The 25527-nt window shown below is 71.7% G+C and carries 21 protein-coding genes; 13 read left to right on the top strand and 8 right to left on the bottom strand.

Annotated features, from left to right (window positions below; translation table 11 throughout):
- Positions 1-83 precede the first annotated feature (83 nt).
- Positions 84-1268 carry an acyl-CoA dehydrogenase family protein gene (locus ACIBK3_RS41455; RefSeq protein WP_399373360.1) on the top strand — a complete coding sequence of 395 codons (1185 nt, stop codon included), beginning with the start codon at positions 84-86 and terminating at the stop codon, positions 1266-1268.
- Positions 1265-1735, top strand: a complete 471-nt coding sequence (locus ACIBK3_RS41450) for a nitroreductase family deazaflavin-dependent oxidoreductase (RefSeq protein ID WP_399373359.1) — start codon at positions 1265-1267, stop codon at positions 1733-1735. The genes ACIBK3_RS41455 and ACIBK3_RS41450 overlap by 4 nt, the downstream gene beginning before the upstream one ends.
- A 253-nt stretch (positions 1736-1988) precedes the next feature.
- Here the strand turns inward: ACIBK3_RS41450 and ACIBK3_RS41445 are convergent, their stop codons facing one another.
- Complete coding sequence (locus ACIBK3_RS41445; protein ID WP_399373513.1) at positions 1989-2624, bottom strand: TetR family transcriptional regulator; 636 nt, start codon at positions 2622-2624, stop codon at positions 1989-1991.
- A gap of 134 nt (positions 2625-2758) precedes the next feature.
- On the opposite strand from ACIBK3_RS41445, the gene ACIBK3_RS41440 reads away from it, so the two are divergent.
- The 3 genes from ACIBK3_RS41440 (at position 2759) to ACIBK3_RS41430 (ending at position 6932) form a co-directional block, all read left to right on the top strand.
- Positions 2759-3481: a VOC family protein gene (locus ACIBK3_RS41440; RefSeq protein ID WP_399373357.1), complete on the top strand. Its 723-nt coding sequence runs from the start codon at positions 2759-2761 to the stop codon at positions 3479-3481.
- 334 nt (positions 3482-3815) lie between these two features.
- Positions 3816-6251 (top strand): PQQ-binding-like beta-propeller repeat protein, encoded by a 2436-nt coding sequence (locus tag ACIBK3_RS41435; RefSeq protein ID WP_399373356.1) that lies wholly within the window; start codon positions 3816-3818, stop codon positions 6249-6251.
- Between the two features lie 33 nt (positions 6252-6284).
- Complete coding sequence (locus ACIBK3_RS41430; protein WP_399373353.1) at positions 6285-6932, top strand: hypothetical protein; 648 nt, start codon at positions 6285-6287, stop codon at positions 6930-6932.
- Here ACIBK3_RS41430 and ACIBK3_RS41425 read toward each other — a convergent pair.
- The 3 genes from ACIBK3_RS41425 to ACIBK3_RS41415 are packed head-to-tail and all read right to left on the bottom strand — an operon-like array spanning position 6929 to position 9299.
- The gene (locus ACIBK3_RS41425) at positions 6929-7717 is read right to left on the bottom strand and encodes an enoyl-CoA hydratase/isomerase family protein (RefSeq protein ID WP_399373351.1); all 789 of its coding nucleotides are present in this window, start codon (positions 7715-7717) and stop codon (positions 6929-6931) included. The two genes, ACIBK3_RS41430 and ACIBK3_RS41425, sit on opposite strands and share 4 nt — an antisense overlap.
- Positions 7714-8133 (bottom strand): Zn-ribbon domain-containing OB-fold protein, encoded by a 420-nt coding sequence (locus ACIBK3_RS41420; protein ID WP_399373350.1) that lies wholly within the window; start codon positions 8131-8133, stop codon positions 7714-7716. Before ACIBK3_RS41420 ends, ACIBK3_RS41425 begins: the two co-directional genes overlap by 4 nt.
- A gap of 17 nt (positions 8134-8150) precedes the next feature.
- The gene (locus tag ACIBK3_RS41415; RefSeq protein ID WP_399373349.1) at positions 8151-9299 is read right to left on the bottom strand and encodes a lipid-transfer protein; all 1149 of its coding nucleotides are present in this window, start codon (positions 9297-9299) and stop codon (positions 8151-8153) included.
- 120 nt (positions 9300-9419) lie between these two features.
- On the opposite strand from ACIBK3_RS41415, the gene ACIBK3_RS41410 reads away from it, so the two are divergent.
- Positions 9420-11030 carry a FadD3 family acyl-CoA ligase gene (locus tag ACIBK3_RS41410; protein WP_399373347.1) on the top strand — a complete coding sequence of 537 codons (1611 nt, stop codon included), beginning with the start codon at positions 9420-9422 and terminating at the stop codon, positions 11028-11030.
- Between the two features lie 62 nt (positions 11031-11092).
- On the opposite strand, the gene ACIBK3_RS41405 is transcribed toward ACIBK3_RS41410, so the two are convergent.
- On the bottom strand, positions 11093-11275 hold the full coding sequence (locus tag ACIBK3_RS41405) for a hypothetical protein (RefSeq protein WP_399373346.1): 183 nt from the start codon (positions 11273-11275) through the stop codon (positions 11093-11095).
- Between the two features lie 216 nt (positions 11276-11491).
- Positions 11492-14566, bottom strand: a complete 3075-nt coding sequence (locus ACIBK3_RS41400; RefSeq protein WP_399373345.1) for a BTAD domain-containing putative transcriptional regulator — start codon at positions 14564-14566, stop codon at positions 11492-11494.
- Between the two features lie 211 nt (positions 14567-14777).
- On the opposite strand from ACIBK3_RS41400, the gene ACIBK3_RS41395 reads away from it, so the two are divergent.
- The 6 genes from ACIBK3_RS41395 (at position 14778) to ACIBK3_RS41370 (ending at position 22172) form a co-directional block, all read left to right on the top strand.
- Complete coding sequence (locus ACIBK3_RS41395) at positions 14778-16037, top strand: amidohydrolase family protein (RefSeq protein ID WP_399373343.1); 1260 nt, start codon at positions 14778-14780, stop codon at positions 16035-16037.
- Positions 16037-16960, top strand: a complete 924-nt coding sequence (locus ACIBK3_RS41390; protein ID WP_399373512.1) for a TIGR03619 family F420-dependent LLM class oxidoreductase — start codon at positions 16037-16039, stop codon at positions 16958-16960. The genes ACIBK3_RS41395 and ACIBK3_RS41390 overlap by 1 nt, the downstream gene beginning before the upstream one ends.
- Before the next feature lies 1 nt (position 16961).
- Positions 16962-17726 carry an SDR family NAD(P)-dependent oxidoreductase gene (locus tag ACIBK3_RS41385; protein ID WP_399373342.1) on the top strand — a complete coding sequence of 255 codons (765 nt, stop codon included), beginning with the start codon at positions 16962-16964 and terminating at the stop codon, positions 17724-17726.
- Positions 17727-17853: 127 nt separating this feature from the next.
- Positions 17854-18972, top strand: coding sequence for an LLM class flavin-dependent oxidoreductase (locus ACIBK3_RS41380; RefSeq protein ID WP_399373341.1), 1119 nt, complete (start codon positions 17854-17856; stop codon positions 18970-18972).
- Positions 18973-18993: 21 nt separating this feature from the next.
- Positions 18994-20724, top strand: a complete 1731-nt coding sequence (locus ACIBK3_RS41375; protein ID WP_399373339.1) for an amidohydrolase family protein — start codon at positions 18994-18996, stop codon at positions 20722-20724.
- A complete protein-coding gene (locus ACIBK3_RS41370; RefSeq protein ID WP_399373338.1) occupies positions 20721-22172 on the top strand; it encodes an aldehyde dehydrogenase family protein in 1452 nt (483 codons plus the stop codon). Before ACIBK3_RS41375 ends, ACIBK3_RS41370 begins: the two co-directional genes overlap by 4 nt.
- A gap of 178 nt (positions 22173-22350) precedes the next feature.
- Here the strand turns inward: ACIBK3_RS41370 and ACIBK3_RS41365 are convergent, their stop codons facing one another.
- On the bottom strand, positions 22351-22746 hold the full coding sequence (locus tag ACIBK3_RS41365; RefSeq protein ID WP_399373337.1) for a nitroreductase/quinone reductase family protein: 396 nt from the start codon (positions 22744-22746) through the stop codon (positions 22351-22353).
- Positions 22747-22894: 148 nt separating this feature from the next.
- A complete protein-coding gene (locus ACIBK3_RS41360; RefSeq protein WP_399373335.1) occupies positions 22895-24454 on the bottom strand; it encodes a CehA/McbA family metallohydrolase in 1560 nt (519 codons plus the stop codon).
- A gap of 131 nt (positions 24455-24585) precedes the next feature.
- Between ACIBK3_RS41360 and ACIBK3_RS41355 the strand changes: the two genes are divergently transcribed.
- Positions 24586-25431, top strand: coding sequence for an LLM class F420-dependent oxidoreductase (locus ACIBK3_RS41355; RefSeq protein WP_399373334.1), 846 nt, complete (start codon positions 24586-24588; stop codon positions 25429-25431).
- The last annotated feature ends 96 nt before the right edge of the window (positions 25432-25527 follow it).

Genomic DNA, 25527 nt, shown 5'->3' with positions numbered 1-25527 from the left:
GCATCCCGCTCCTCCCGCCCTAATATGACGATCTGTCAGATCCAGTACTGGTCAGATCCAGCAGCCCAGCGGAGAAGAGGCCCATGGACACCGACTTCACCGCCGAGCAGGACGAGATCCGCCGCACCCTGCGCGAACTGCTCCGGGGACGCTGCGGCCCGGCGGAGGTGCGTGCCGCCGTCGACACCCCGGCCGGGTACGACCCCGTCCTGTGGACCGCCCTCGCCGAACAGCTCGGCCTGCCCGGGCTCGCGCTTCCAGATGAGTACGGCGGTGTCGGCGGCTCGGTGACGGACCTCGCCCTCGCCTGCGAGGAGACGGGCCGCTTCCTCGCACCCTCCCCGCTGCTCGCCACCGCCGGCCTCGCCGCCCCCCTGCTGCTGTCCCTGGGGACGGCCGCGCAGCGGACGGACCTGCTGCCCCGTATCGCCTCCGGAGCCCTCACCGCCGCCCTCGCCGTGCCCGGCCCCAGCCTCGCCACCGCCCTCGCGCTGACCGGCGACAACGGCGGCGCCTGGGCCGGCGGCGGGCGTGCGGGCGGGGTGCAGGCCCGGCGGACGGACGCGGGGTGGCGGCTGTACGGGCAGGTCGAGCAGGTGCTGGACGGTCACAGTGCGGGACTGTTGCTGGTCGCCGCCCACGCCGGAGGCTTCGCCCGCTCGCGGACCCTGCTGTTCCTCGTGCCCGGGGACGCGGAGGGCCTCGTACGCGTACGGCGGACCGCCCTCGACGCGACCCGGCCGCAGGCCCGGCTCCAGTTCCGGGACGTGGCCGCCGAGTTGCTGGGCGACGAGGAGGCGGACGTCCTGGGTGCCCTCGCCGGGCTCGGGGACACCGTCGCCGTCCTCCTCGCCTGCGAGGCCGTCGGGGCCGCCGACCAGGTGCTCGGGCGGACCGTCGAGTACGTCCGGCAGCGGGAGCAGTTCGGACGGGCGATCGGCTCCTTCCAGGCGGTGAAGCACCGGCTCGCGGACGTGTACGTCCAGGTGCAGGCGGCACGGTCGGCGGCGTACTACGGGGCGTGGGCGACTGCCCATGGCGAGCGGGTCGGCGGGCTCGCCCTCGCGCAGGCCATGGAGGCGTTGCGCGGTGCTGCCGCCGAGGGGATCCAGTTGCACGGCGGGATCGGTTTCACCTGGGAGCACGAGGCGCACCTGTACTTCAAGCGGGCCTCCGGCGACGAAATGCTGTTCGGCCCCGGGTACCGGCTGCGGGCGCACGCCGCCGACGCGGCCCAGCTCTTCGCGGGGCGGGAGGTGAGGATGTGATCGGCGTCCGCGTGATCCAGAAGGTGTCCTCGACCCCGGGCTTCGCCAGGGTCGCCCCGCATGTGATCCCCGCCCTGGACCGGGCCGTCCACCGGCTCACCCGGGGAAAAGTGCTGCTCAGCGCGCAGCTGCTGCCGGGTGTGATCCTGACCTCGACCGGCGCGCGGACCGGACAGTCCCGGCGTACCCCGCTGGCCTGCATGCCCGAGGAGGGCGGCAAGAGCTGGATCCTGATCGGCTCCAACTTCGGCCGGACCGGCCACCCCGCCTGGACCGCCAACCTCCTCGCCCACCCGGAGGCCACGATCAGCTGGAAGGGCCGGGACATCCCCGTCACGGCCCGGCTGCTGGAGGGGAAGGAGCGGGCGGCCGTCTGGAAGGCGGCGCTGGCGTTCTGGCCGCCGTACGCCGCGTATCAGGCACGGGTGGAGCGGGAGATTCGGCTGTTCCGCATCGTGCGGAGGTAGTCGTGCGGAAGTAGTCGTGCGGGGCAGGTCGCGCGCGGGTGGTCGGACGCGGGTAGTCGTGCGCACGTAGGCCGTGCACTTAGACCGGTGCACGTAGGCCGTGCACGTAGGCCCGGGTCAAGGACCGTCCGCTCGCGCACAACCCGCACAACCCTTACAGCGCGACGGGCGGCAGTCCACCCGGGTGGACTGCCGCCCGCCTGACAGGACTTGGGGGCCGTGGGCAAAGGGGTAAAGGGCGTGAAGGCCCGGGTTACTTCGTCGGCTTCTTCCCGGTCACGCCCAGGTAGACCAACAGCGCCAGGTTCGGCTTGAGTTCGGCCGGTTTCACACCCCAGGTCTGGAAGCCCTTCTGGTGCGAGGCGACGGCCGCGAGCATCGCGACGATGGAACCCGCGATGGCCGCCGGGTTCACGTCCTTGTCGACCCTGCCCTTGGACTGCAACTCCGTGACCGCGTCGGCGAGGGAGTTGTTCACCGAGTTCAGGATCTTCATACGGAGCTTGTAGAACCGTTTGTCGCCCTCGGCGGCCCCGAGATCGACGACCCGGAGGATGGCGTCGTGGGTGCGCCAGAACTCCAGGAATCCGTCGACGAGTTCCTGTGCTGTCTGCCAGCCGGCCTTGCCGACCCAGGAACGGCCGGCGAGCAGCTCGGTCAACCCGGCGCCCTCGGCGGCCATTTGCTCGGCGATCTCCAGGACGGCGCCTTCGACGTCCGGGAAGTACTGGTAGAAGGTCGCGGGTGAAGTCCCCGCCTTCCGGGCGACATCGATGACTTTGACGTCCCGGTAAGGGGAGGAGCTGAGCATCTCGCTGAGGCAGTCGAGCAGCTTCTGCCGGGTCGCCTGCCCACGCCGGCCGGCCACGCGGCCGTCGACGGTACGCACTTGTCCTGTCATGACGTCAGCTTACCGAGGGGTGATCGGAGCGCGATTCGGCCGACTGCAAATGGGGTGTGCGGGGGCGCGGAGGCTGGTGTGCCTGGTCTGCGGGGTGCGTGCGTCGCCGTTACTTTGGCGGTATGGCCGAAAACAGGGCATCGCGGTACGGAGAGGGCGTCCCCTGCTGGGTGGACGCGCAGCTCCCGGACGTCGAGGCGGGCAAGCGGTTCTACGGTGAGCTCTTCGGGTGGACGTTCGAGGAGGCGTACGGCGGATCAACCTGGGCCCTGAGGAACGGTGAGCCCGTCGCCGCGCTCGCCCGCAAGGCGGACGGCCGGCTGCCCACCGTCTGGACGGCGTACTTCGCCACTCCTGACATCGAGGGTCTCGCCGACCGGGTCTGGGCGGCCGGCGGGCAGGTCGTCACCGCGCCCGTGCCGGTCGGCGACCTGGGCCGGGCCGCGCTGGTCACCGACTCCGAGGGCGCCGTCTTCGGTCTGTGGCAGCCGGGCACCCACTCCGGCTTCGGCCGGCGGCACGAACCGGGCACCTTCGCCTGGGCCGAGTTGTACGTCCGGGACACCGACGCCGCCGACACCTTCTACGGCGGCCTCTTCCACGAGGCCCTCTTCGGGCCGGAGGCCCGCCCCGACTTCGGCCGTGCGCTCGTCTCCGACGTCTTCCCGGCCGAGATGCCGCCGCACTTCCTCGTCCACTTCGCCGTGGCGGACCGCGACGCGGTTCTCGGTACGGTGCACCGGCTCGGCGGCCGGGTCCAGGCGCCGCTCTTCGAGGCGTCGTACGGAAAAGTGGCCGTCGTCACGGACAATCAGGGGGCCTCGTTCGCGCTCCTGGAGCGGTGAGGCGGGCGGCAACCGGGCGATGGCCGAGCGGCGACCGGTCGGATACCGAGCGGCGACCGATCGGATGCCGAGCGGCAACCGATCGGGTGCCCAGCGGCAACTGATGAGGTGCCGAGAGGTGCCTGGGCGATGGCCGAACGGTGTCTGGGCAGTGACTTGGCGATGAGCAATCCTGTATTGATGTGAGACATCCCAATTGTCCCCGGGTTCGCCAGCAGCGCCCCGGCCAGGAAGAATCGGGGTGCGTGCCGCCATGGCGGTGCGGTGGTGAGACGCTGCACGGGGTCGCGTACATATGTGGGTGGCGCGGCTCGTACGGGGAGGTGGCAGGCAAGTGGTGGATCAGCTGACGCAGCACGATCCGCGGCGGATCGGGCCGTTCGAGGTGCTGGGACGGCTGGGCGCCGGCGGCATGGGGCTGGTCTATCTCGCGCGCTCGGCGTCCGGCCGGCGCGTGGCGATCAAGACGGTCCGGACGGAACTCGCCGAGGACCAGCTCTTCCGGGTCCGCTTCACCCGGGAGGTGGAGGCGGCCCGCGCGGTCTCCGGCTTCTACACGGCGGCCGTGGTCGACGCCGACCCCCGGGCGGCCGTGCCGTGGCTGGCCACCGCGTACGTTCCCGCGCCCTCGCTCGAGGAAATAGTGAACGAGTGCGGGCCGCTCCCGGCCCAGGCGGTGCGCTGGCTGGCAGCCGGTGTCGCCGAGGCGCTGCAGTCGATCCACGGTGCCGGACTGGTGCACAGGGACCTGAAGCCGTCCAACGTGCTGGTGGTCGAGGACGGCCCGCGCGTCATCGACTTCGGTATCGCGTCCGGCGTTTCGAACACACGTCTGACGATGACCAATGTCGCCGTCGGAACACCCGCCTACATGTCCCCGGAGCAGGCCAAGGACTCCCGGAGCGTGACGGGCGCGAGCGACGTCTTCTCGCTCGGCTCCATGCTCGTGTTCGCCGCCACGGGCCACCCGCCCTTCCACGGCGCCAACCCGGTCGAGACGGTCTTCATGCTGCTCCGCGAGGGTCCCGACCTCGAAGGCCTGCCGGACGAGCTGCGCCCGCTCATCGAGTCCTGCATGCAGATGGAGGCCACGGCCCGCCCCAACCCCGCCGACCTCCAGGCGCAGCTCGCCCCCCACCTCTTCGGCTCCGGCTCCGACGACAGCGGTACGGCGTCGGCCTGGCTGCCCGAGAAGGCGGTCACCCTGATCGAGACCCGCCGCGGCGGCCGTCCGTCGGTGAAACCGGCGCAGGGAGCACCGGGCGTGGTGGGCGCACAGGGCGGCGGCGGACGTAGCGGTGGCGGCCGTATCGCCTCCGTGCCGCCCCCGCCGTCCCACGACCCCGTCGTCCCGCAGCCCGGCCCCGGCCCGGTACGGTCCCCGCTGTCCGCACCGCTCTCCTCCCCGCCCGTGTCCGTCGGCGGCCCCGACACCGGGCCGGTGCGGCTGGCGGGCGCCCAGGTGCCGATCGGGCCCGGGCCGCGCGTCGCCGACGCCCGCGCCGCCGCCGTGAAGGCGCCCCCGCCGGAGGCCGGCCTGGTCGCCTCCTGGTCCAGGCCCCGCCCCGGCGTCAACGGCACCGAACCCGCCGTAGGCCCTGCCGTACCGGCGCCGTCGCCCGTGCCCCCGGAGAGCGCGAGCGGCTGGCGGCCCTGGCGGTTCCGCATGTCGAACGACGTCTGGGGCACCCCCTCGGTCGCCGGCGACCTGGTCTACGTCACCTCCTTCGAGGTGCACGCCCTCGACGTGGCCACCGGCCGCCGTCGCTTCAAGACGCGGGACGTGGCCTGGTCGATGGCGGTCGCGGACGGCCGTGTCCACGCCTCCGACGGACCCACCCTCTTCGCCCTCGACGCCCGCGAGGGCGGCGACCTGTGGCGGCTGTCCACGGACGCCTGGGTGTACTCCCTGAAGGCCGACCGGGGCACCGTGATCACCGGCACCCGCGGCGGCGGCGTCCAGGCCTGGGAGGCGTCGAACGGCCAGAAGCTGTGGGAGATCACCGGCTGCCAGACCGACTTCGAGTCCCCGGAGGCGGGCCCCGCCCTCCACGAGGGCACGGTCTACCTCTGGCAGGACGCCCGGCTGCGCGCCCTGGACGCCCGGACGGGTGACGAGCGCTGGTCCTACCCGATCGGCGACACGTCCTCCTGCGGCGGCGTACCGGTACGGGTGGCACCGGCCGCCGACGGCTTCGTGTACGTGTCCGCGGGCACGCGCGTGCTGGCCCTGGACGCGGCCGGCGGCCACGTCCGCTGGCACTTCGAGGCCCCGGCGGTCTTCCTGTGCGCGCCCACCTTCGTCCCGGGCCCGGCGGTCACCGGCGGCGGCATCTACCTCGCCGACTACCTCGGCACGGTCTACGCCCTCGACGCCACCGACGGCCGCGACCGCTGGCGCATCGCGACGGAGGCCCGCGCATCGGTCGACTCGGTGCTGGTGGCCGCGGGCCATGTGCACGTGGGCAGCGGCAAGGGTCTCTACACCCTGGACGCCGTCACCGGCACGCCCAAGTGGCGCTTCCAGGCGGGCGGCGACATCGTCGGCGCCCCCGTGGTCGCCGACGGCCGCATCCACTTCGGCTCCACCGACCACCTCCTCTACACCCTGAAGGCCGACGACGGCCGCCTGAGATGGAAGCTCGCGACAGGCGGCGAGATCACCGGCTCCCCGGTCGTGAAGGACGGCGTGGTGTACGCGTGCAGCAAGGACCGCTGCGTGTACGCGCTGGACGCGGAGAAGGGGACGGGAACGGCCCGGACGGCCTGACCGGCGCGAGCGGGCAGGCCTTAGAGTGATCACATGAATACTCGGGGGCACACACGCACGCTCAAATTCACGGCGGTCCTGGCCATGGTCGTCCTCGCGCTCACCGGCTTCTCGACGGGGCGGCACGGTCACCGCGGGGGCAGCGGGAGCAGCAGTGGCGGCTCAGGCGGGTGCAGCAGCTCCAGCCAGGATCACGACGGTTCGTCGTCGTCGAACTCGTCCTCGTCCTCGTCGACGTCGGGCGGCGGGTCGTACGGATCCGGTTCGGACGACGATTCGTACGGCGGCTCGACCGACGACAGCTACGGCAGCAGCAGTGGTACCAGCGGGAGCAGCGGCGGGAGTTCGTACCGACGTCGCCCCACGTACCGGTCCACGCCCACCGCTTCCGGCACCGGCAGCGCAACGCCGCTGAAGGACGGCACGGCCAGGCTGATCAGCTGTGCGACCGGCACCCGGCCCTACGCGACGGTCGAGATCACCAACCCGAACAACCGCGAGGCCGAGTTCCAGGCGTGGGTCATGTTCTACGACGCCCAGGGCACCCAGCTCCTCAAGAACTCCTCCACCACGGTCACGGTGCCCGCGAAGGGCAAGGCGAACACCGAGGTCAAGTTGGGGAAGCGATTCCTGGCGTCGGTCGATCACTGTGCGACGGAGCTGGAGGCCGACGTCCGCTAACGCACCCGGAACTCGCGTCGCCGTGCGTGGAACAACTCCGCCTGCCGCTCACCCGGCAGGTTCCCGAGCGCGACGAGATGCGGCGCCTGCGCGAACCCCTGCGCCAGGGAGGCCTCCTTGGCGGCCCACAGGGCGCGCACGGTGCCCTGGACGGCCTCGGTCGGGTACCCGGCGATGACGGCGGCGGCGGCGGTCGCGGCCGCCAACGCCTCGCCCGGCTCGGTGAGTTCGGTGACCAGCCCGATGTCGTGGGCCCGTCGTGCGGACATCCGCTCGGCCGTCCCCATGAGCGCCGTCCGCGCGGCCTCCCCGTGCGGCATCATCTGCGCCATGAGGACGGCCTCGTACGCGCTGACCATGCCGTAGGTGGTGTGCGGGTCGAAGAAGGTGGCCGTCGTGTCCGCGACGAGGAAGTCGCACTCGCCGAGCAAGTAGAAGGCCCCACCGCAGGCCGCGCCCCGCACGGCCGCGATGACGGGCTTCCACAGGTCGTTCGCCTTCGGCCCGACGCGCAGCAGCGGATCGTCCGCCATATAGGGGGAGTCCGGCTGCGGCAGCACGGCCTCCCGGTCGATCCCCGTGCAGAACGCCCGCTCCCCGGCGCCGGTGAGGACCACGGCCCGCACGGAGTCGTCGAACCGCAACTCCCGCCAGACCTCCCGGAGTTCCTCGACCATGCCGAGGTCGATCGCGTTGAGCCGCTCGGGCCGGTCGAGCGTGACGACGGCGACGCCGTCGACACTGTCGGCACCCGTGTCCTTGGCGGGAGCGACCCGCACGCTCATGACCGCTCCAGGATCCACTGGGGGAGCCCGGTGACGTGGTCGAAGACGACCCGCACCCTGGCTCCGATCCGGATCCGGTCCGGGTCGAGGGAGCCGAGCGGCGCCCCCGCCTCGCTGACCAGGTTTCCGACCAGCCGGATCCGGGGTGCGTCGGCCAGCTCGACGAGGATGACGTTGTACGGGGCCCGCTCCGCGTAGTCCGGCAGCAGGGGCGGGTGCGGGACGACGTACGACCAGATGCGCCCCTGCCCGGACACCGGGCGCCACTCGCTCGCGAAGGACTGGCAGTGGGGGCAGCAGGGGCGGGGCGGGAAGCGGGGTTCGCCGCAGTCGGCACAGGTCTGGACGCGGAGTTCGCCCTGGGCGGCGTACTGCCAGAAGGGGGCGCCGTCGGTGTCGACGAGGGGCTCGAGCATGGCAACTCCTCAGGTCTTCAGGTCCTCAGCAGAAGGGCGGAGGTGGGGACGCCCTCCCCGGCGGTGACCAGGCAGGTCGAGGCGCCCGGTACCTGGGCGGTACTCGTCCCCCGTAACTGCTTCACACCCTCGTTGATGAGGTTGAAGCCGTGGACGTACGCCTCGCTGAGCCCGCCGCCCCCGGTGTTGAGGGGCAGCCGCCCCCCGATCTCCAGCGCGCCGCCCTCGGTGAAGGCTCCTCCCTCCCCCCGGCCGCAGAAGCCGTAACCCTCCAGGGAGAGCGGTATGAGCGGGGTGAACGCGTCGTAGATCTGGGCGACATCGACGTCCTGGGGGGTGAAGTCGGCGTGCTTCCACAGGTGTCGGGCGGCGGTCCAGGCGGGACCGGTGAGGGGGTCGTCGTTCCAGTAGTTGACCATGCCGTGGTGCTGGGCGGGCAGTCCCTGGGCGGCGGAGTGGACGTAGACGGGTGCCCGCCGGCAGTCCCGTGCCCGCTGACTGCTGACGATCACACAGGCCAGCGCCCCGTCCGTCTCCAGGCAGTTGTCGAAGAGGCACAGGGGCTCGCTGATCCAGCGGGCGGTCATGTACATCTCGCGGGTGAGGGGACGGTCGTACATGATCGCGGCGGGGTTCTGGTTGGCCCGGTTGCGGCAGGCGAGCGCGACGTTGAAGAGGTGGTCGCGGGTGGCGCCGTACTCGTGCAGGTAGCGGCGGGCGAGCATGGCGATCTCGTCGACGGGCCGGAGCAGTCCGAAGGGCCGGGTCCACTGGGCCGGCGTGGGCAGTTGGACGGCGGTGTTCTTCCAGGGCCGGGGCCCCGAGCCCCTCTTCCGCGACCGCCAGGCGACGCCCACCGTGGCCTGCCCGGTGGCGATGGCGGCGGCGAGGTGGGCGACGGTGGCGCAGGACCCGCCGCCGCCGTACCCGACCTTGCTGAAGAAGGTGAGGTCGCCGAACCCGACGGCCTTCGCCAGCTCGACCTCGTCGGTCTCCTCCATGGTGTACGAGGCGAGGGCGTCGACCTCGCCGGGGGAGATCCCGGCGTCGTCGAGGGCGGCGAGCACGGCCCGGCAGGCGAGGGTCCGCTCGTCCTCGGGGAGGTGCTTGGCGAAGGCGGTCTGACCGATGCCGACGATCGCGGTGGCGTCCTTGAGTCCGGCCATGCTGGGTGTACCTCCCCTGGCGGCCACGGCAGCTGACAGTCCGTCAGGTTACAGCTAACCTGACGGGTAGTCAGCTGTTCGGCCTGTAGTCGGTCAGATCCCCCGGTTCGGGAGGCTGTTGTGCGCGGAGACCTGGAGTGGGGCAGCGTTCCGAGGCTCGTCCGATTCGCGGCCGAGCGGTACGCGGACGTGGAGGCGGTGGTGGAGGGACGTACCCGGATCACGTACGCCGAACTCGGCACGCGGGTGCAGCGAGCGGCGGCGGCCTGTATGGCGGGCGGGGTGTCCGCGGGGGACCGGGTCGCGATCTGGGCGCCCAACACCCTGGACTGGATCGTCTCCGCACTGGGCGCGGTGTCGGCGGGGGCGGTACTGGTCCCGCTGAACACGCGGTTCAAGGGCACCGAGGCGGCGGACGTACTGCGGCGCAGCGGGGCGCGGCTGCTGTTCGTGACGGGGACGTTCCTCGGGACGTCGTATCTGGCGTCCCTGCGCAGGGCGGTCGCGGACGGACCGGGGCTCCCCGAACTGCGGGACGTGGTCGTGCTGTCGGACGACGCCCCCGCGGACTTCCGTACCTGGAAGGACTTCCTGGCGAGCGGGGACGGGGTGAGCGACGGGGAGGTGCGGGAGCGCGCGTCGGCGGTGGAGGGATCGTGGCCGTCGGACATCGTCTACACCTCCGGTACGACGGGCCGCCCCAAGGGCGCGGTGATCACCCACGCCCAGACCCTGCGGGCGTACGAGATCTGGAGCGACCTGGCGGGACTGCGGCAGGGCGACCGCTACCTGATCGTGAACCCCTTCTTCCACACCTTCGGCTACAAGGCCGGGGTGATCGCCTGCCTGATGCGGGGCGCGACGATGATCCCGCAGCCGGTGTTCAACGTGGACACGGTCCTGGCGAACATCGCCGCGGAACGGGTGTCGGTCCTGCCGGGCCCGCCGACCCTGCACCAGTCCCTCCTGGACCACGCCTCACGGGACGCGCACGACCTCTCCGCGCTGCGGCTCGTGGTGACCGGCGCGGCGGTGGTGCCGTTGCGGCTCGTGGAGCGCCTGCGCGGAGAACTGGGCGTCGAGACGGTCCTGACGGCGTACGGCCTCTCGGAGGCGAGCGGCATCGTCACGATGTGCCGCCGCGGCGACGATCCCTCGGTGATCGCGTCGACGTCGGGGCGGGCGATCCCCGGCACGGAGGTCCGCGTGGTGGACGCCGGAGGGGAGCCGGTACCGGCCGGCGTACCCGGAGAGGTCCTGGTCCGCGGCTTCAACGTGATGGGGGGCTACTTCGAGGACGCGGCGGACGAAGCGGGCGAGGCGGCCACCGCCGACGTACTGGCTGAGGACGGCTGGCTGAAGACCGGCGACGTCGGCGTCCTGGACCGGGGCGGCAACCTCCGCATCACCGACCGCATCAAGGACATGTTCATCGTCGGCGGCTTCAACGCCTACCCGGCGGAGATCGAGCAACTCCTGGGCCTCCACCCCGACGTGGCCGACATCGCCGTCATCGGCGTCCCGGACACCCGCCTCGGCGAGGTCGGCAAGGCGTACGTCGTCCGGCGCCCCGGATCGGTGACGACGGGGGACGATCTGATCGCCTGGGCCCGGAGAGAAATGGCGAACTACAAGGTGCCGAGGTCGGTGGAGTTCGTGGCGGAGCTGCCTCGGAACGCGAGTGGGAAGGTGGTCAAGGGGGAGTTGCGGGGGATGCGGACAGCCTCCTGACACGCCTCGGCCGCGGCGGCTCCCCCTCCGCGCCGCCGCGGCCGATCCCCGTGCGAGAAGGCTTACTTCGTCGGCTTGAAGGGCTCCGACGTGGCGTGCAGGTCCTTGGTCTCGATGGGCTCGTCGGTGGCGTGCAGGTCCTGCGTCGTCGCGGGCTCGTCGGTGGCGTGCAGATCGTCGGGCTTGGCTTCGCCGTCCGTCGTGCCGGTCGCGTGCAGGTCCTGCGGCTTGAGCTCGTCACTCATGTGCGTCAACTCCCCTTGGCATGCATCGAGTAGATGGAGCGGAGGGGCCCGCCCGGTCACTCCCCCGCGGGTAGCCGGGCGGGCCCTCCTGGGCCGTTCACCCTAGGTCGTAGGAGTGCGGCCCCGCAGCGACCCGTCTGCCCCCCGACGCGACGGATCGACTGAGTCGAGAATGGCCTGCGGCGATAAACGAACGATGAACGCGGCCCCCACGCCTCAGGCCGCTCGAAGAGGAGACAACAGCGCGCGTACCTCCGCGGCCTCGGGCGAGCCCAGTTCGTCGTAGATGTTCATGGCTTCCTGCCAGCAGACCTGGGCGCGACCGCTCTGGCCGATCCGGCTGAGAGCTCGGCCAAGGACGGTGAGGACGTTACCTCGCCGCCACTCACCTCCGATGCCGCGCAACACGGTCAGAGCCATCTCGGCGTTGGCCGCGGCCTGCGCGGGACGCCGGGCGGCGAGATCGACCTCGGCCAGGCGGAACAGGCTCATGCCTTCCCAGAGGCGCTGGCGGCTGTCGCGGAACACCTCCAGAGCCGCCTGGAGGCTGTCGGTCGCAGAATCCAGTTCACCACGCTGCGTCAGGGCCAGCCCCAGGGCATAGCGGCCGTTCGCGCCACGCATGGAGTTGCCCATGGCGTCGTAGATGTCGATGCCCTCTTGCGCCAGTGCGACGGCGCTCTTCGTCCGTCCGGTGGCGAGGTGGATACGGGACAGGTTGCACAGTGCGGCGGCCTCGCCGGGGCGGTCGCCCAGGACACGGAAGTACTGAATCGCCTGGGAGAGGTGTTCCTCGCCGTCGTCGTGCCGGCTCTGGTAGAGGGCCATGATCCCGCGTGCGTTGCGGGCCCAACTGATGGGCAGCAGGTCCTGGGTCTCCTGTGCCAGCAGGATGGCGCGTTCGGCCTCCTGATCCGCCTGCTCGAAGCGCCCGCGCACATGGTGGACGTTCACCAGCGTCATCAGGGCCCGGGCTTCCGCTCGCGGAAGTGCGAGCAGGCGGGAAGCCTCCAGCAACGTCTCGGCGGTTGCCTCGTAATCCTTGGAGTTGGCCCCCGACTCGGAAAGGTCGTGAGCGGCCCACAGCAGATCAATCGCCCGTACGAGGGTCGAGGGCCGGCCCGCGCATTGCCGGACGCATGCCAAAAGGCAGATCGCCTCGGCGTAGAGCCAGTCCTGAGCGCTGTGCCGGTCAGTGAACTCCAGCCCCGGATACCCCGTCGGCTCCAAGTGGTCCACCAGCCGGTCCCCCGGCCGCTCGATCGCGTACACCCCCGCCGCCGTGGCCAGGTAGAAGTCCAGCAGCCGGGACATCGCCGCCGCCCGTTCGCTGGGCGGCCACTCGTCCCGTTCCGCGCATGCACGCGCGTAGAGGCGTACCAGGTCGTGGTAGCGGTAGCGGCCGGGGGCCGCCGATTCCAGGAGGGAGGTGTCGACGAGGGATTCGAGGAGGTCCTCCGTGTCCTCGGCCGGGAGATCCAGCACCGCCGCGGCTGCCGCGAGGGAGATGTCGGGGCCGTCGGCCAGGCCCAGGAGGCGGAAGGCGCGGGCCTGGGACGGTTCCAGGGCGCCGTAGCCGAGTTCGAAGGTCGCCTTCACCGCGAGGTCGCCGGCCTGGAGTTCGTCGAGGCGGCGGCGTTCGTCGGCCAGCTTGGCGGCGAGGACCGAGACCGTCCAGGTGCGGCGGGCGGCCAGGCGGGAGGCGGCGATGCGGATGGCGAGGGGGAGGAAGCCGCAGGCCGCCACGACGTCCAGGGCGGCTTCCCGCTCCGACGCCACCCGTTCCTCGCCGACGATCTTCGTGAACAGGGACAGCGCCTCGTCGGGGGACATCACGTCCAGGTCGACGAGGTGGGCGCCGGCCAGGCCGACCATGCGGACACGGGAGGTGATGAGGGCGGCGCAGCCTTCCGTGCCGGGGAGCAGCGGGCGTACCTGCGCGGCGTCGCGGGCGTTGTCCAGCAGGACCAGCACGCGACGGCCGTCCAGGACCGAGCGGAACAGGGCCGAGCGTTCCTCCAGCGAGTCCGGGATGGAGGAGTCGGCCGTACCCAACGCCCGCAGAAAGGAGCCCAGTACCGTCTCCGGTTCCGCCGCTCTCGCTCCGGCGCCCTGGAGGTCGACGTACAGCTGGCCGTCGGGGAAGGCGCCGCGTGCCTGGTGGGCCACGTGGACCGCCAGGGTCGTCTTGCCGACGCCGCCGATGCCGGCCAGGGCCGAGACCGCCATCACGCGGCCCTCGGCGGAGGCGAGCACCTCGCCGAGTTCCGACACGAAGGCGGAGCGGCCGGTGAAGTCGGGGACCGTCGCCGGGAGCTGGGCGGGGCGGACCGGTGCCGCGGCGGGCTCCGCCCTCGGGGCCGAGGGTTCGGCGAGGCCCGGGTCGGCCTGGAGGATGCGCTGCTGGAGTTCGCGCAGGCCTGGGCGGGGGTCCACGCCGAGTTCGTCGGCCAGGAGCCGGCGGGTGTCGGTGTACACGGCGAGCGCCTCCGCCTGGCGGCCGCTGCGGTACAGGGCCAGCATCAGCAGTTCGCGCAGACGTTCGCGCAAGGGGTGTGCGGCCGTCAGGGCGGTCAGCTCGGACACCGCCTCCGCGTGGCAGCCCTGCTCCAGGTCCATGTCCAGGCGCGATTCGAGGAGTTGCAGGCGCCATTCCTCCAGCCGGACCCGTTGCGCCTCGGCGTACGGGCCCGGCACTCCCGCCAGCGCCTCCCCGTCCCACAGCGCCAGTGCCCGGCCCAGGACGTCACGGGCATGGCACAGGTCCCCGGCGGACCGGGCCTTCTCCGCCTCGGTCGCGAGTTCCTGGGCGGCGGTCAGGTCCAGGGCGCCCTCGGGCAGCCCGCGCACGGCGTAGCCGCCGGACTCGCTCACGAGGACCCCGGCGTCCAGCACCTTGCGCAGGCGGGAGGCGTACGTCCGCAGCGCCGCCAGGGCCTGGGAGGGCGGCTCCTCGCCCCACAGCGCGTCGATCAGTTCGGCGGCGGTCGCGGTGCGGCCCTCGCGCAGCAGCAGGGCGGCCAGCAGGGCGCGTTGCTGGGGGGAGCCGGTGCTCAGCGGCTCCTCGCCGCGCCAGGCACGCACCGGGCCGAGCACGCCGAAGCGCAGCAGGGGCCCCTGTGCCGCCGCCCCGGCCCCCGCCTCCCTCCCGGAATCTCCCGCCTCCCTCCCGGAAGCCCCCGCCTCCGGCACGGAAGCGACCCCCCACTGCTCGGGTACGCGCCGTACCTCCCGTACGCGCGGTACCTCCGGCACCTCCGGTACTTCCGGCACTCGCGGTACACCGTCCATCGCCGTCGTCCCCCTAGGGCCTGTCTACAACCCCGCCAGTTTGCCTTGTTCACGGCAGATGCGTCAGCCGTAGAGGACGTGATCACAGACAGGCGCGCGGGATATCACAAGCCCCTCACTCTCTCTTCGCACACACCCGCACACGAACCGCCATAACCGGGCCCCGCACACGTAGCTGACGGATCGTCAGATCAGCGCTACCGTCAGCGCCATGGAGACCAAAGACGGCACCCACACGCACACCCCCACCCCCCTCCCGCTGATCATCTCCGTCGACGACCACACGGTGGAGCCCGCCACCGTCTGGCAGGACAGGCTCCCGAAGAAGTACCTCGACACCGGGCCCCGCACGGTCCGTGCGCCCCTGAAGGAGATGACCTTCCTCGGCGGCCGGTTCAAGCCCGTCATGGGCACTCCGGGCACGGACGACGGCCCCCTCGGCGACTGGTGGATCTACGAGGACCTGCACCGGCCCCTGACCCGCCTCGACACCGCCGTCGGCTACAGCAGGGACGAGATCAAACTCGAGGTCATCACCTACGAGCAGATGCGGCCCGGGTCGTACGACGTTCCCGCCCGCCTCGCCGACATGGACGTCAACCACGTCCAGTCCGCCCTCTGCTTCCCGACCTTCCCGCGCTTCTGCGGCCAGACCTTCACCGAGGCGAAGGACCACGAACTCGGGCTGCTGTGCGTCCAGGCGTACAACGACTGGATGGTGGAGGAGTGGTGCGGCCCCGAGGCGCACGGCCGGCTGATCCCGCTCACCCTCATCCCTCTGTGGGACGCCGAACTCGCCGCCCAGGAGGTCCGGCGCAACGCGGCCCGCGGGGTCCGGGCGGTCGCCTTCTCCGAGATACCCCCGCACCTGGGCCTGCCGTCCGTGCACACCGACGACTGGGACCCGTTCCTCGCCGCCTGCGACGAGACCGGCACCGTCGTCGCCATGCACATCGGCTCCAGCAGCCGGATGCCCTCCACCTCCGAGGACGCCCCGCCCGCCGTCGGCTCCACCATCACCTTCGCCAACTGCTGCTTCTCGATGGTCGACTGGCTGATGAGCGGCAAGTTCGAACGCTTCCCGAACCTCAAGGTGATGTACGCGGAGGGCCAGATCGGCTGGATCCCGTACATCCTGGAGCGCGCCGACGTCGTCTGGGAGGAGAACCGCGGCTGGGGCGGCGTCGCCGACAAGGTCCACTGCCCGCCGTCCGAACTCTTCGCCGAGCACGTCTACGGCTGCTTCTTCGACGACGCCTTCGGGCTCAGGAACCTCGACTCCATCGGCGTCGGCAACGTGCTCTACGAGACCGACTACCCCCACTCCGACTCCACCTGGCCCAAGTCCCGCGAGGTCGGCGAGGCCCAGATGGGGCACCTGGAGGCGGACGTGGTGGAACGGATCGTCCGCCGGAACGCCATCGACCTGCTCGGGCTCACCCCGGACGGACTGTGGGGCGGCCCGAGGTGATCGAGTACGGCATCCAGCTCCCCGTCCAGTCCCAGAGCGCGATCTACGCCGAGCCGTGGGAGGCGTCCGCCGGCCCGGAGGACCTCGTCGAGATCGCCCGGGCCGCCGAACGGGCCGGGTTCTCGTACATCGCCGCCTGTGACCACGTGGCCGTCCCGCGCCGGCTCGCGTCGGCGATGAGCACGGTCTGGTACGACCCCGTCGCCACCCTCGCCTACCTGGCCGCCGCCACCGAACGCGTCCGGCTGCTCAGCCATGTCGCGGTGGTCGGCCTGCGCCACCCCCTCCTCACCGCCAAGCAGTACGCCACCCTCGACCACCTCAGCGGCGGGCGGCTGCTCCTCGGGGTCGGCGCCGGACACGTGCCGGAGGAGTTCGAGGCGCTCGGGGTCGACTTCCGGCAGCGCGGGGCCGTCCTCGACGAGTCGATCGACGCCCTGCGCACCGCCCTCGGACCCGGCGAGTTCCCCGAACACCACGGCAAGCTCTACGACTTCCAGGACCTCGGCCAGCGCCCCCGCCCCGCCCAGCCCCGCGTCCCCCTCTGGGTCGGCGGCTCCTCGCCCGCCGCCGTACGCCGGGCCGCGCTCAAGGGCGACGGCTGGCTGCCGCAGGGGGACCCGCGGGAGCGGCTGCCCGCGCAGATCGACCGGATCAGGCAGCTGAGGGCGGAGCACTCCCTCCAGGCCCCCTTCGTCTTCGGCGCCATCGCCGAACCGCTGTACGTCGGCACCCCGGCCTGGGACGTCGGCCGGCGCACGCTCACCGGGCCGCCCGACGCGCTCGCCGAGTCGCTGCGCGCCTACCGGGCGATGGGCGTCGACCAGCTCCAGGTCCGCTTCCGCAGCCGCGACCGCGGAGAACTCACCGACCAGATCACCGCGTTCGGGGCCGGCGTGGCCCCGCTTCTCACCCGGGAGTGACATGGGCAAGCTGGACGGACGTGTCGTGCTCGTCACCGGCGCGGCACGCGGGCAGGGGGAACAGGAGGCCCGGCTGTTCCGGGAGGAGGGCGCCGAGGTCGTCGTGGCCGATGTGCTCGACGACCAGGGGCAGGACCTCGCGAAGGAGATCGGCGCGCTGTACGTGCACCTCGACGTGGGGCGCGAGGAGGAATGGAGGGCCGCTGTCGACGCCGTCGTGGCGGCGTACGGGCGTGTCGACGGGCTCGTCAACAACGCCGGCATCCTGCGCTTCAACGCCCTCGTCGACACGCCTCTCGACGAGTTCATGAGGATCGTTCAGGTCAACCAGGTCGGGGTGTTCCTCGGCATCAAGACCGCCGGGCCCCGGATCGCCGCGGCCGGGGGCGGCACGATCGTCAACACCGCCTCGTACACCGGGATGACCGGCATGGCGTACGTGGGGGCGTACGCCGCCAGCAAGCACGCGATCGTCGGGCTGACCCGGGTGGCCGCGCTGGAGCTGGCGGAGAAGGGGGTGCGGGTCAACGCCGTGTGCCCCGGTGCCATCGACACCGCGATGAGCAATCCCGGTGCGGATGCGGGGGCGGGTGCCGAGGGAGCGATGGACGCGCTGTACCGCAAGCTCGTGCCGCTCGGCCGGATCGGGAGGCCGGAAGAGGTCGCCCGCCTCGCGCTCTTCCTCAGCTGCGACGACTCCTCCTACATCACCGGGCAGCCGTTCGTGATCGACGGCGGGTGGCTGGCGGGAGTGGCCGTCGTCTGACTGACCGTCAGCTATTGACGGTGCGTGCGGGCGGTGCCACAGTCGGCCCCACCGACAATCTGACGGTACGTCAGAAACCGTGTCCGTCAGAAACCGTGAACCACAGAACCGGGGACGGTGAACCTCCTTGGAATTCGGGCTCTTTGTACAGGGATACGTGGGCAAGCGCGCCGAGACCGATCCGCTGGCCGAACACAAGGCGCTGATGGAGGAGACCGAGTACGTCATCCAGGCGGACAGGTCCGGCTTCAAGTACGCCTGGGCCTCCGAGCACCACTTCCTGGAGGAGTACTCGCACCTCTCGGCGAACGACGTCTTCCTCGGCTACCTGGCGCACGCCACCGACCGCATCCACCTCGGGTCCGGGATCTTCAATCCCCTCGCCCAGGTCAACCACCCCGTGAAGGTCGCCGAGAAGGTCGCCATGCTCGACCATCTCACCGGCAACCGCTTCGAGTTCGGCAGCGGGCGGGGAGCGGGCTCGCACGAGATCCTCGGCTTCCTCCCCGGCATCACCGACATGAATCACACGAAGGAGATCTGGGAAGAGACCATCGCCGAGTTCCCCAAGATGTGGCTCCAGGACGAGTACGAGGGCTTCCGGGGCAAGCACTGGCAGCTCCCGCCCCGCAAGGTGCTCCCCAAGCCGTACGGGAAGTCCCACCCCGCGATGTGGTACGCCGCCGGGTCGCCGCCCTCGTACGCCATGGCCGCGAAGAAGGGCCTCGGGGTGCTCGGCTTCAGCGTGCAGAAGGTCTCCGACATGGAGTGGGTGCTGGAGCAGTACAAGAACGCGATCGTGGACGCCGAGCCGGTCGGGGACTTCGTCAACGACAACGTGATGGTGACGACGACGGCGATCTGCGCGCCGACGCACGCCGAGGCGATCGAGATCGCGGTGCGTGGCGGGCTGCACTATCTGCCCTCGCTGGTGTTCCGGTACCACGACACGTTTCCCCGCCCCGAGGGGTTCCCGGAGTGGCCCGAGACCCTGCCCGAGTACACCGCGGAGTTCGTCGAGCTCCTCATCGAGGAGGAACTGCTGATCTGCGGGGATCCGGACGAGGTGGTCCGGCAGTGCAAGCGGTGGGAGCAGGCGGGGGCGGACCAGTTGAGCTTCGGGTTGCCGGTGGGGGTGCCGAAGGAGGAGACGTTGCAGACGATCCGGCTGATCGGGGAGCACGTGATTCCGAAGATCGACACGGATCCGGTGCACCGGACGTCGCGGTTCCGGGCCGCCGTGTGACCGCCGTCGGAGGTGAGCTCCATGCTTGACCACGTCATCAGGGGCGCGACCGTCGTCGACGGCACGGGCGCCCCCGCGTACACCGCCGACGTCGGCATCCGGGACGGCCGTATCGCCGTCGTCGGTACGGTGACCGGCGACTCCCGGACGGCCGAGGACGCGCACGGCCTCGTCCTCGCCCCCGGGTTCGTCGATCCGCACACGCACTACGACGCCCAGCTGTTCTGGGACCCGTACGCCACCCCCTCCCTCAACCACGGGGTGACCACGGTCGCCGCCGGCAACTGCGGATTCACGCTCGCGCCCCTGAACCCGGCCCGCCCGGACGACGCCGACTACACCCGCCGGATGATGTCCAAGGTGGAGGGGATGTCCCTGGTCGCGTTGGAGGAGGGGGCGCCCTGGAGCTGGAACTCCTTCGGGGAGTATCTGGACGCCCTGGAGGGGCGGATCGCCGTCAACGCCGGGTTCATGGTGGGCCACTGTGCGCTGCGGCGGTACGTGATGGGCCCGGAGGCCATCGGCGGGCAGCCCAGCGAGGAGCAGCTGGGCGAGATGCTGCGGCTGTTCCACGAGGCCATGGACGCCGGGGCGTGGGGTTTCTCCACCACGCAGTCGTCGACGCACTCCGACGGCGACGGGAAGCCGGTCGCCTCCCGCCACGCGCGCCCCGCCGAGCTGCTCGCCCTCTCCCGGGCCGTCGGCGAGCACGAGGGCACACAGATCGAGGCGATCGTCGCGGGCTGTCTGGACCAGTTCAGCGACGCCGAGATCGACCTGCTGGTGGAGATGAGCGCGGCGGCGGGACGCCCCCTGAACTGGAACGTCCTGACCGTCGACGCGTCCGTCCCGGAACGGGTGCCCCGCCAGCTGTTCGCGAGCGAGCAGGCGCGGAAGGCGGGCGGCCGGGTGGTCGCGCTGACCATGCCGATCCTGACGCCGATGAACATGTCCCTGGGCACGTTCTGCGCCCTCAACCTGATCCCCGGGTGGGGGCCGGTCCTGGCCCTGCCGGTCCCCGAGCGGATCGCCCAGCTCCGCGATCCTTCCGTACGCGCCGAGATGCTCCAGCACTCCCAGTCCCAGGAGGCCGGCGTCTTCCGGCGGCTGACGAACTTCGGGCGGTACGTCATCGGGGACACGTACAGCGAGGCCAACCGGGGGCTCAGCGGGCGGGTCGTGGAGGACATCGCTGCGGAGCGCGGGCAGGAACCGTTCCAGTGCCTGGTGGAGATCTGCGCGGCCGACGACCTGCGGACGGTGCTGTGGCCCATGCCGACCGACAACGACCCGGCGTCCTGGGCGCTGCGCGCCGAGACCTGGCAGCACGAGGACGTCCTGCTCGGCGGTTCCGACGCGGGCGCGCATCTGGACCGGATGTGCGGGGCGCCGTACACGACCCGCTTCATCGGGGACTGTCTGCGCGGCCGGAAGCTGGTCGGGCTGGAGCAGGCCGTGAAGATGCTGACGGACGATCCGGCGCGGCTGTTCGGGCTCCGGGAGCGGGGCCGGATCGAGGAGGGCTTCCATGCGGACCTGGTCCTCTTCGACCCGGAGCGGATCGCCGCGGGCACGGCCACCCTGGTGCACGACCTGCCGGGTGACAGCCCGAGGCTCGACTCCAAGGCGATCGGGGTACGGGCCGTGTGGGTCAACGGGGTCGAGGCGATCCGGGACGACGTGGTGAGCGGGGCGGTGCCGGGGAAGGTGCTGCGCTCGGGACGGGACACCCGGACGGTGGCGACCAAGTGACCGAGGGACAGCGGCTGTTCGTCGGCGGCGAGTGGGTGGAGCCGGAGGGCGGCCACTACGAGGTCGTCGACCCGGCGACCGAGGAGACCGTCGGGTGGGCTCCGGAGGCCTCGCGGGATCAGGTGCGCGCGGCCTGTGCCGCGGCCCGCGAGGCCTTCGGGCCGTGGTCGCGTACGGCGCCCGAGGAACGGGCGGCGATCCTGGCGCGGGCCGCGGGCATCATCGGCGGCCGGCTGGAGCCGTACGCCGAACTGGCCCGGGCGGAGACCGGGGCGACCACGGTGACGGCCCGGCGGATGCAGGTCGGGGTGGCCGCCGCGCGGTTCAGGCGGTACGCGCGCGTGGAGCCCGCCGAGTGGGCGATCCCGCCGCAGATCAACGAGGCCGGGCCGATGGGGAAGGCAGCCGTGATGGGCGCGCTGGCCGTACGCCAGCCCGTCGGGGTCGTCACCTGCATCACCTCGTACAACAACCCGTGGGCCAACCCGGCGGGCAAGGTCGCGCCGGCGCTCGCGATGGGCAACACGGTGGTGGTCAAACCCGCCCCGCAGGACCCGCTGTCGGTGTACCGGATGGCTCAGGCACTGGAGGCGGCCGGGGTGCCGCGCGGAGTCGTGAACGTCGTCTCCGGCCGCTCGGCGGAGGTCGGCGAGGCCGCGGTGGACTCGCCGGACGTCGACATGGTCAGCTTCACCGGCTCCACGGCCGTCGGACAGCGCATCGCCGCCGTCTGCGGGCGGGACATGAAACGCCAGTTGATGGAGCTGGGCGGGAAGGGCGCGGCGGTCGTCTTCGACGACGCGGACGTCGGGGCGGCAGTGGCCGGGATCGGGACGACGTTCTCCTTCTACAGCGGGCAGATCTGCACGGCACCGACGCGGGTGCTGGCGCAACGGGGCGTGTACGACCGTCTGGTCGAGCAACTGGCCGCGTACGCGGGCCGCTTGAAGACGGGCGCCCCGAGCGAGCCGGACACGGTGGTCGGTCCGCTCATCTCGGCAGCACACCGGGACCGGGTGGAGTCGTACGTCGAACTGGGCCGCAAGGAGGGCGCGGTGGTGGTGACGGGCGGCGAACGCCCGCCCATCGACCGAGGTTTCTACGTCACCCCCACCCTCCTCGCCGACTGCACCAACGACATGCGCGCGGCCCGCGAGGAGATCTTCGGCCCGGTCGTCTCGGTCCTCCCCTTCGACGAAGAGGAGGAGGGCGTGGCCCTGGCCAACGACACCGACTACGGCCTCATCGACTACGTCTGGTCGGCGGACGTGGCCCGCGCCTTCCGCGTCGCCCGGCAACTGCGGGCGGGCGGGGTCGGCGTCAACACCGTCGGCCGCAACATGGAGGCGCCGTTCGGGGGGTTCAAGAAGAGCGGGGTCGGACGGGACGTGGGGTCGTACGCGCTGCACGCTTACAGCGAGGTGCAGGCGATCGTGTGGCCGGGGTGAGATCCGTGCTCCGAGAGCTGGGCGCGTCGAAGGGTGGCAAGCCGCTGTGGGCCGAGTGCGGAGGCGGGGCGGCGACGTGGTGACGTGGGCCATACTGAGACTCGCCGGAGACCATGGCCGCCCTGGAAGAGGCACACACCGGAGGCGGCCCCGCAGGGCCCCGCGCCTCCGCCTGACCTCACCCGTCCAGGTCCACCCGTACCGTCAGCAGATTCGTGCCGAACACCCGGACCGCCGTGCTGTTGGACCGCGGCAGCCGGCGCAGGCGGGCCACCGGGTCGTCGTCGGGGAGCAGGTGGGCCGCGCCCGTGTGCCAGCGGCCGCGGATCCGTACCCGTACCCGCGGGTCGGCCTTGATGTTGCGGACGTACTGGGAACGCTCGCCGAATTCCGAGACCAGCCAGAAGGAGTCCCCGACCCGGCGGCCTCCCACGGGCGTGCGGCGGGGCAGGCCGGAGGTGCGGCCCGTGGTCTCCAGGACCGTCTGGAGGGGGATGCGGCGCATGATCGGGTTGGCGACGCGGCGTTGGAGGGTGGTGGCGGCGCGGAACCTGAGGTCGGCGAGGCGGGGCATCGGGAGTGCCTCCTTGTCGGGGAGGGGACAGCGGGACGGTCAAACGGTTGTTTCCATGCTCCCCGACGCCTTGAGAGCCCGCTCGCGCGCCGTCCAGGTGGTGGCAGACCAGGCGGTGACTGGAGGATCTGTTCTGTCTCTGATCTCTTCAAACCCGCCCCAGGAAGACCGGGTTCGTGAACGCCGCCAGTGCCCCCGGTACCGGGCCCGCCGCCGTCTCGTGCCGCAACTCCGCCCGTACGTACGCCGCGTACGAGGGCGTCGTACGCCACTCCACGACCCCCGAACCGGCAACCGGCAGCGGCGCGCTGGTGAACAGGACGCCCTGGTCCGTGACGAAGCGGACGGTGCAGCGCGGGGCGTCGGTCACCTCCAGGCGTACGGTCACCGGGGTGTCGCGGTCGACCTCCAGCCGATCCCCGATGCCCGCGTGCCGCCCTCGCCCGCCGCTCGCCGTGAAGGCCAGGGACACGGTCTTGGACTCGGCGACGTAGGAACGCCCCGCCCGGATGCCCTCCTGGATCGCCTCGCGGGTCAGGTCGTCGGCCAGGACCACCGTCTGGGGCAGGCCGACCGAGTCCGGGTCGCGGTGGGCGTCGCTGTTGCCCATCGCCGGGATCCAGTCCCGGCCGCCGTCCCGCACGGACGCGACGAGCATGCCGTCCCAGTCCGCGAGGGCCACCTCGTCGTCGGGCGTGTAGGGGCCGTTCCACACCTCCACCGCGTCCGCCTCGCCGAACCCGAACTTCCAGTTGCAGCCGACGCAGGTGGCGTGCGGGTGGGCCGGTACGACCAGGCCGCCCGCGCGGCGGATCCGGCGGGCGAAGCGGCCGAAGCGGTTGTCGCGGGCCCGGTAGCGCCAGTCGACGAAGGTGCCGGGGTCGGTGCCGAGGGCGACCACGTGGCCGTTCCTCGTGGTGACCTCCTCGCCCAGCAGGATCAGCAGGTCGTCGCCCGCCTCGGACGCCCAGTGCGGGTGCGCCGCGTGCGTGTTGTGCTCCGAGGAGTTGATGAAGTCCAGTCCGGCGGCGCGCGCCAGCGCCGCGATCTCGGCGGGGGTGCGGCGGCCGTCCGAGTACCAGGAGTGCAGGTGGCAGTCGCCGCGGTACCAGGCCCGACCCCGGCCCTTCGCCCGGGACGGCGGGTACGTGGGGCGGAAGGTCTCGCCGGGTTCGCCGTACGTCAGCGTGATCGTGATCTCGTACGTCAGTCCCTGCGGGGCGACCGTGTAGGGGCCGAGCGCGATGTGCCAGGTGCCCTCCCGCACCGGGCCCGGGATGTAGCCGGGCGTCGCGTCGTCCGCCCGGACGAAGAACTCCGTGCGCGCCCCGCCCGACCAGCCCCGGAAGCCCTCGCCGCCGAGTTCCGTGCCGCGCTCGTCGAAGACGCCGATGTCGAGGGCGTTGCCAGGGGTGCCTGCCGGGACGGAGGGCCGGTCGTAGGTGTACGCGACCTTGATCTCCCGCACTCCGGCGGGGACCTCGACGGGTACGTACACGAAGTCGGGGGAGCCCGGGGGCAGGGTGCCGCGTACCGTCCTCGTCTCCTGGCCCCCGTCGGCCGCTCCGGCCGCTGAAGCGAAGCTCACGCTTCCCAACGTAAGGGCGGCGGCCGCTCCCGTCACGAACAGCGCGCGTCTTCCGACGCCGTGGTGGGCCTCGGTGCCGTGGTGGGCCTCGTTGTCGTTGTTGTTGTCGTCGTCACACATGCTCCAACCGTGCCGGACGGGTGTGAACTGCCATGGAAAGTCAGGGTAATTGGCGCAGTCTTACCCGTACGCGAAAATGATGCCGACCGGTCGGTATGGACAGGCGAGGTCAGAGCCGGTACAGATGACCCATGCGCATCTCCGTGACGGTCTTCCTCACCGACGAGACGATCGCCCCGACCCGGCTCGCCCGTGAGCTGGAGCAGCGGGGCTTCGCCGGGCTGTACCTGCCCGAGCACACCCACATCCCCGTGGAGCGGACCAGCCCGTACCCGGCCGGCGGCGAGCTGCCGCCCGAGTACGGCCGTACGCTCGACCCCTTCGTCGCGCTCGGGCAGGCCGCCGCCGTCACCGAACGGCTCGGGCTCGGCACGGGCATCACGCTCGTCGCCCAGCACGACCCGATCGACCTGGCCAAGCAGATCGCGACCCTGGACCACCTCTCCGGCGGGCGGTTCACCCTCGGCCTCGGCTTCGGCTGGAACGTCGAGGAAGCGGCCGACCACGGTGTGGAGTGGCGTACCCGTCGTGAACTCGTCCGGGACCGGATGGCGTTGATGCGGGCCCTGTGGAGCGAGACGCCGACCGGTTACGAGGGCGCGTTCGGGAGCGTGCGGGCCAGCTTCGCGTACCCCAAGCCCGTACAGAAGCCGCGCGGTCCGGTCGCCGGTCCGCGCACGCTCGTCGGCGGGGCCGCCGGGCCGAAGCTGTTCGCGCACATCTGCGCCTACGCCGACGGGTGGCTGCCCATCGGCGGGCGCGGCCTCGGCGAGTCCCTGCCCCGGCTGCGGGCCGAGTGGGCCGACGCGGGCCGCGACCCGGCCGCCCTCCAGGTCGTCCCGTACGCCGTCCACCCGACGCCGGGCAAGCTCGCCCACTACGCGGACCTCGGCATCGAGGAGGTCGTGGTGCAGCTGCCGCCGGTCGGGGAGGCGGAGATTCTGAAGGTGCTGGACGGGTACGCCGAGTACGTCTAGCTGTACTGCCCAGGCAGGTTGGTCGAATCTGTGCGGCGACACGGCCTGATTCTGTGAGATGACGAAGGCCTCCGGTTGTGGAGTGGAGCTGTCGAG

The organism is Streptomyces sp. NPDC050287, from assembly GCF_044459385.1.
Lineage (GTDB): Bacteria > Actinomycetota > Actinomycetes > Streptomycetales > Streptomycetaceae > Streptomyces.
Note: the sequence above shows the minus strand (reverse complement) of the source record. Positions and strands in the feature narration are given on the sequence as shown.

Coding starts and splice junctions, on each gene's coding strand:
- ACIBK3_RS41455 (WP_399373360.1), top strand. CDS start 84: ATGGACACCGACTTCACCGCCGAGCAGGACGAGATCCGCCGCACCCTG.
- ACIBK3_RS41440 (WP_399373357.1), top strand. CDS start 2,759: ATGGCCGAAAACAGGGCATCGCGGTACGGAGAGGGCGTCCCCTGCTGG.
- ACIBK3_RS41430 (WP_399373353.1), top strand. CDS start 6,285: ATGAATACTCGGGGGCACACACGCACGCTCAAATTCACGGCGGTCCTG.
- ACIBK3_RS41425 (WP_399373351.1), bottom strand. CDS start 7,717: ATGAGCGTGCGGGTCGCTCCCGCCAAGGACACGGGTGCCGACAGTGTC.
- ACIBK3_RS41420 (WP_399373350.1), bottom strand. CDS start 8,133: ATGCTCGAGCCCCTCGTCGACACCGACGGCGCCCCCTTCTGGCAGTAC.
- ACIBK3_RS41415 (WP_399373349.1), bottom strand. CDS start 9,299: ATGGCCGGACTCAAGGACGCCACCGCGATCGTCGGCATCGGTCAGACC.
- ACIBK3_RS41405 (WP_399373346.1), bottom strand. CDS start 11,275: ATGAGTGACGAGCTCAAGCCGCAGGACCTGCACGCGACCGGCACGACG.
- ACIBK3_RS41400 (WP_399373345.1), bottom strand. CDS start 14,566: ATGGACGGTGTACCGCGAGTGCCGGAAGTACCGGAGGTGCCGGAGGTA.
- ACIBK3_RS41395 (WP_399373343.1), top strand. CDS start 14,778: ATGGAGACCAAAGACGGCACCCACACGCACACCCCCACCCCCCTCCCG.
- ACIBK3_RS41385 (WP_399373342.1), top strand. CDS start 16,962: ATGGGCAAGCTGGACGGACGTGTCGTGCTCGTCACCGGCGCGGCACGC.
- ACIBK3_RS41375 (WP_399373339.1), top strand. CDS start 18,994: ATGCTTGACCACGTCATCAGGGGCGCGACCGTCGTCGACGGCACGGGC.
- ACIBK3_RS41365 (WP_399373337.1), bottom strand. CDS start 22,746: ATGCCCCGCCTCGCCGACCTCAGGTTCCGCGCCGCCACCACCCTCCAA.
- ACIBK3_RS41360 (WP_399373335.1), bottom strand. CDS start 24,454: ATGTGTGACGACGACAACAACAACGACAACGAGGCCCACCACGGCACC.
- ACIBK3_RS41355 (WP_399373334.1), top strand. CDS start 24,586: ATGCGCATCTCCGTGACGGTCTTCCTCACCGACGAGACGATCGCCCCG.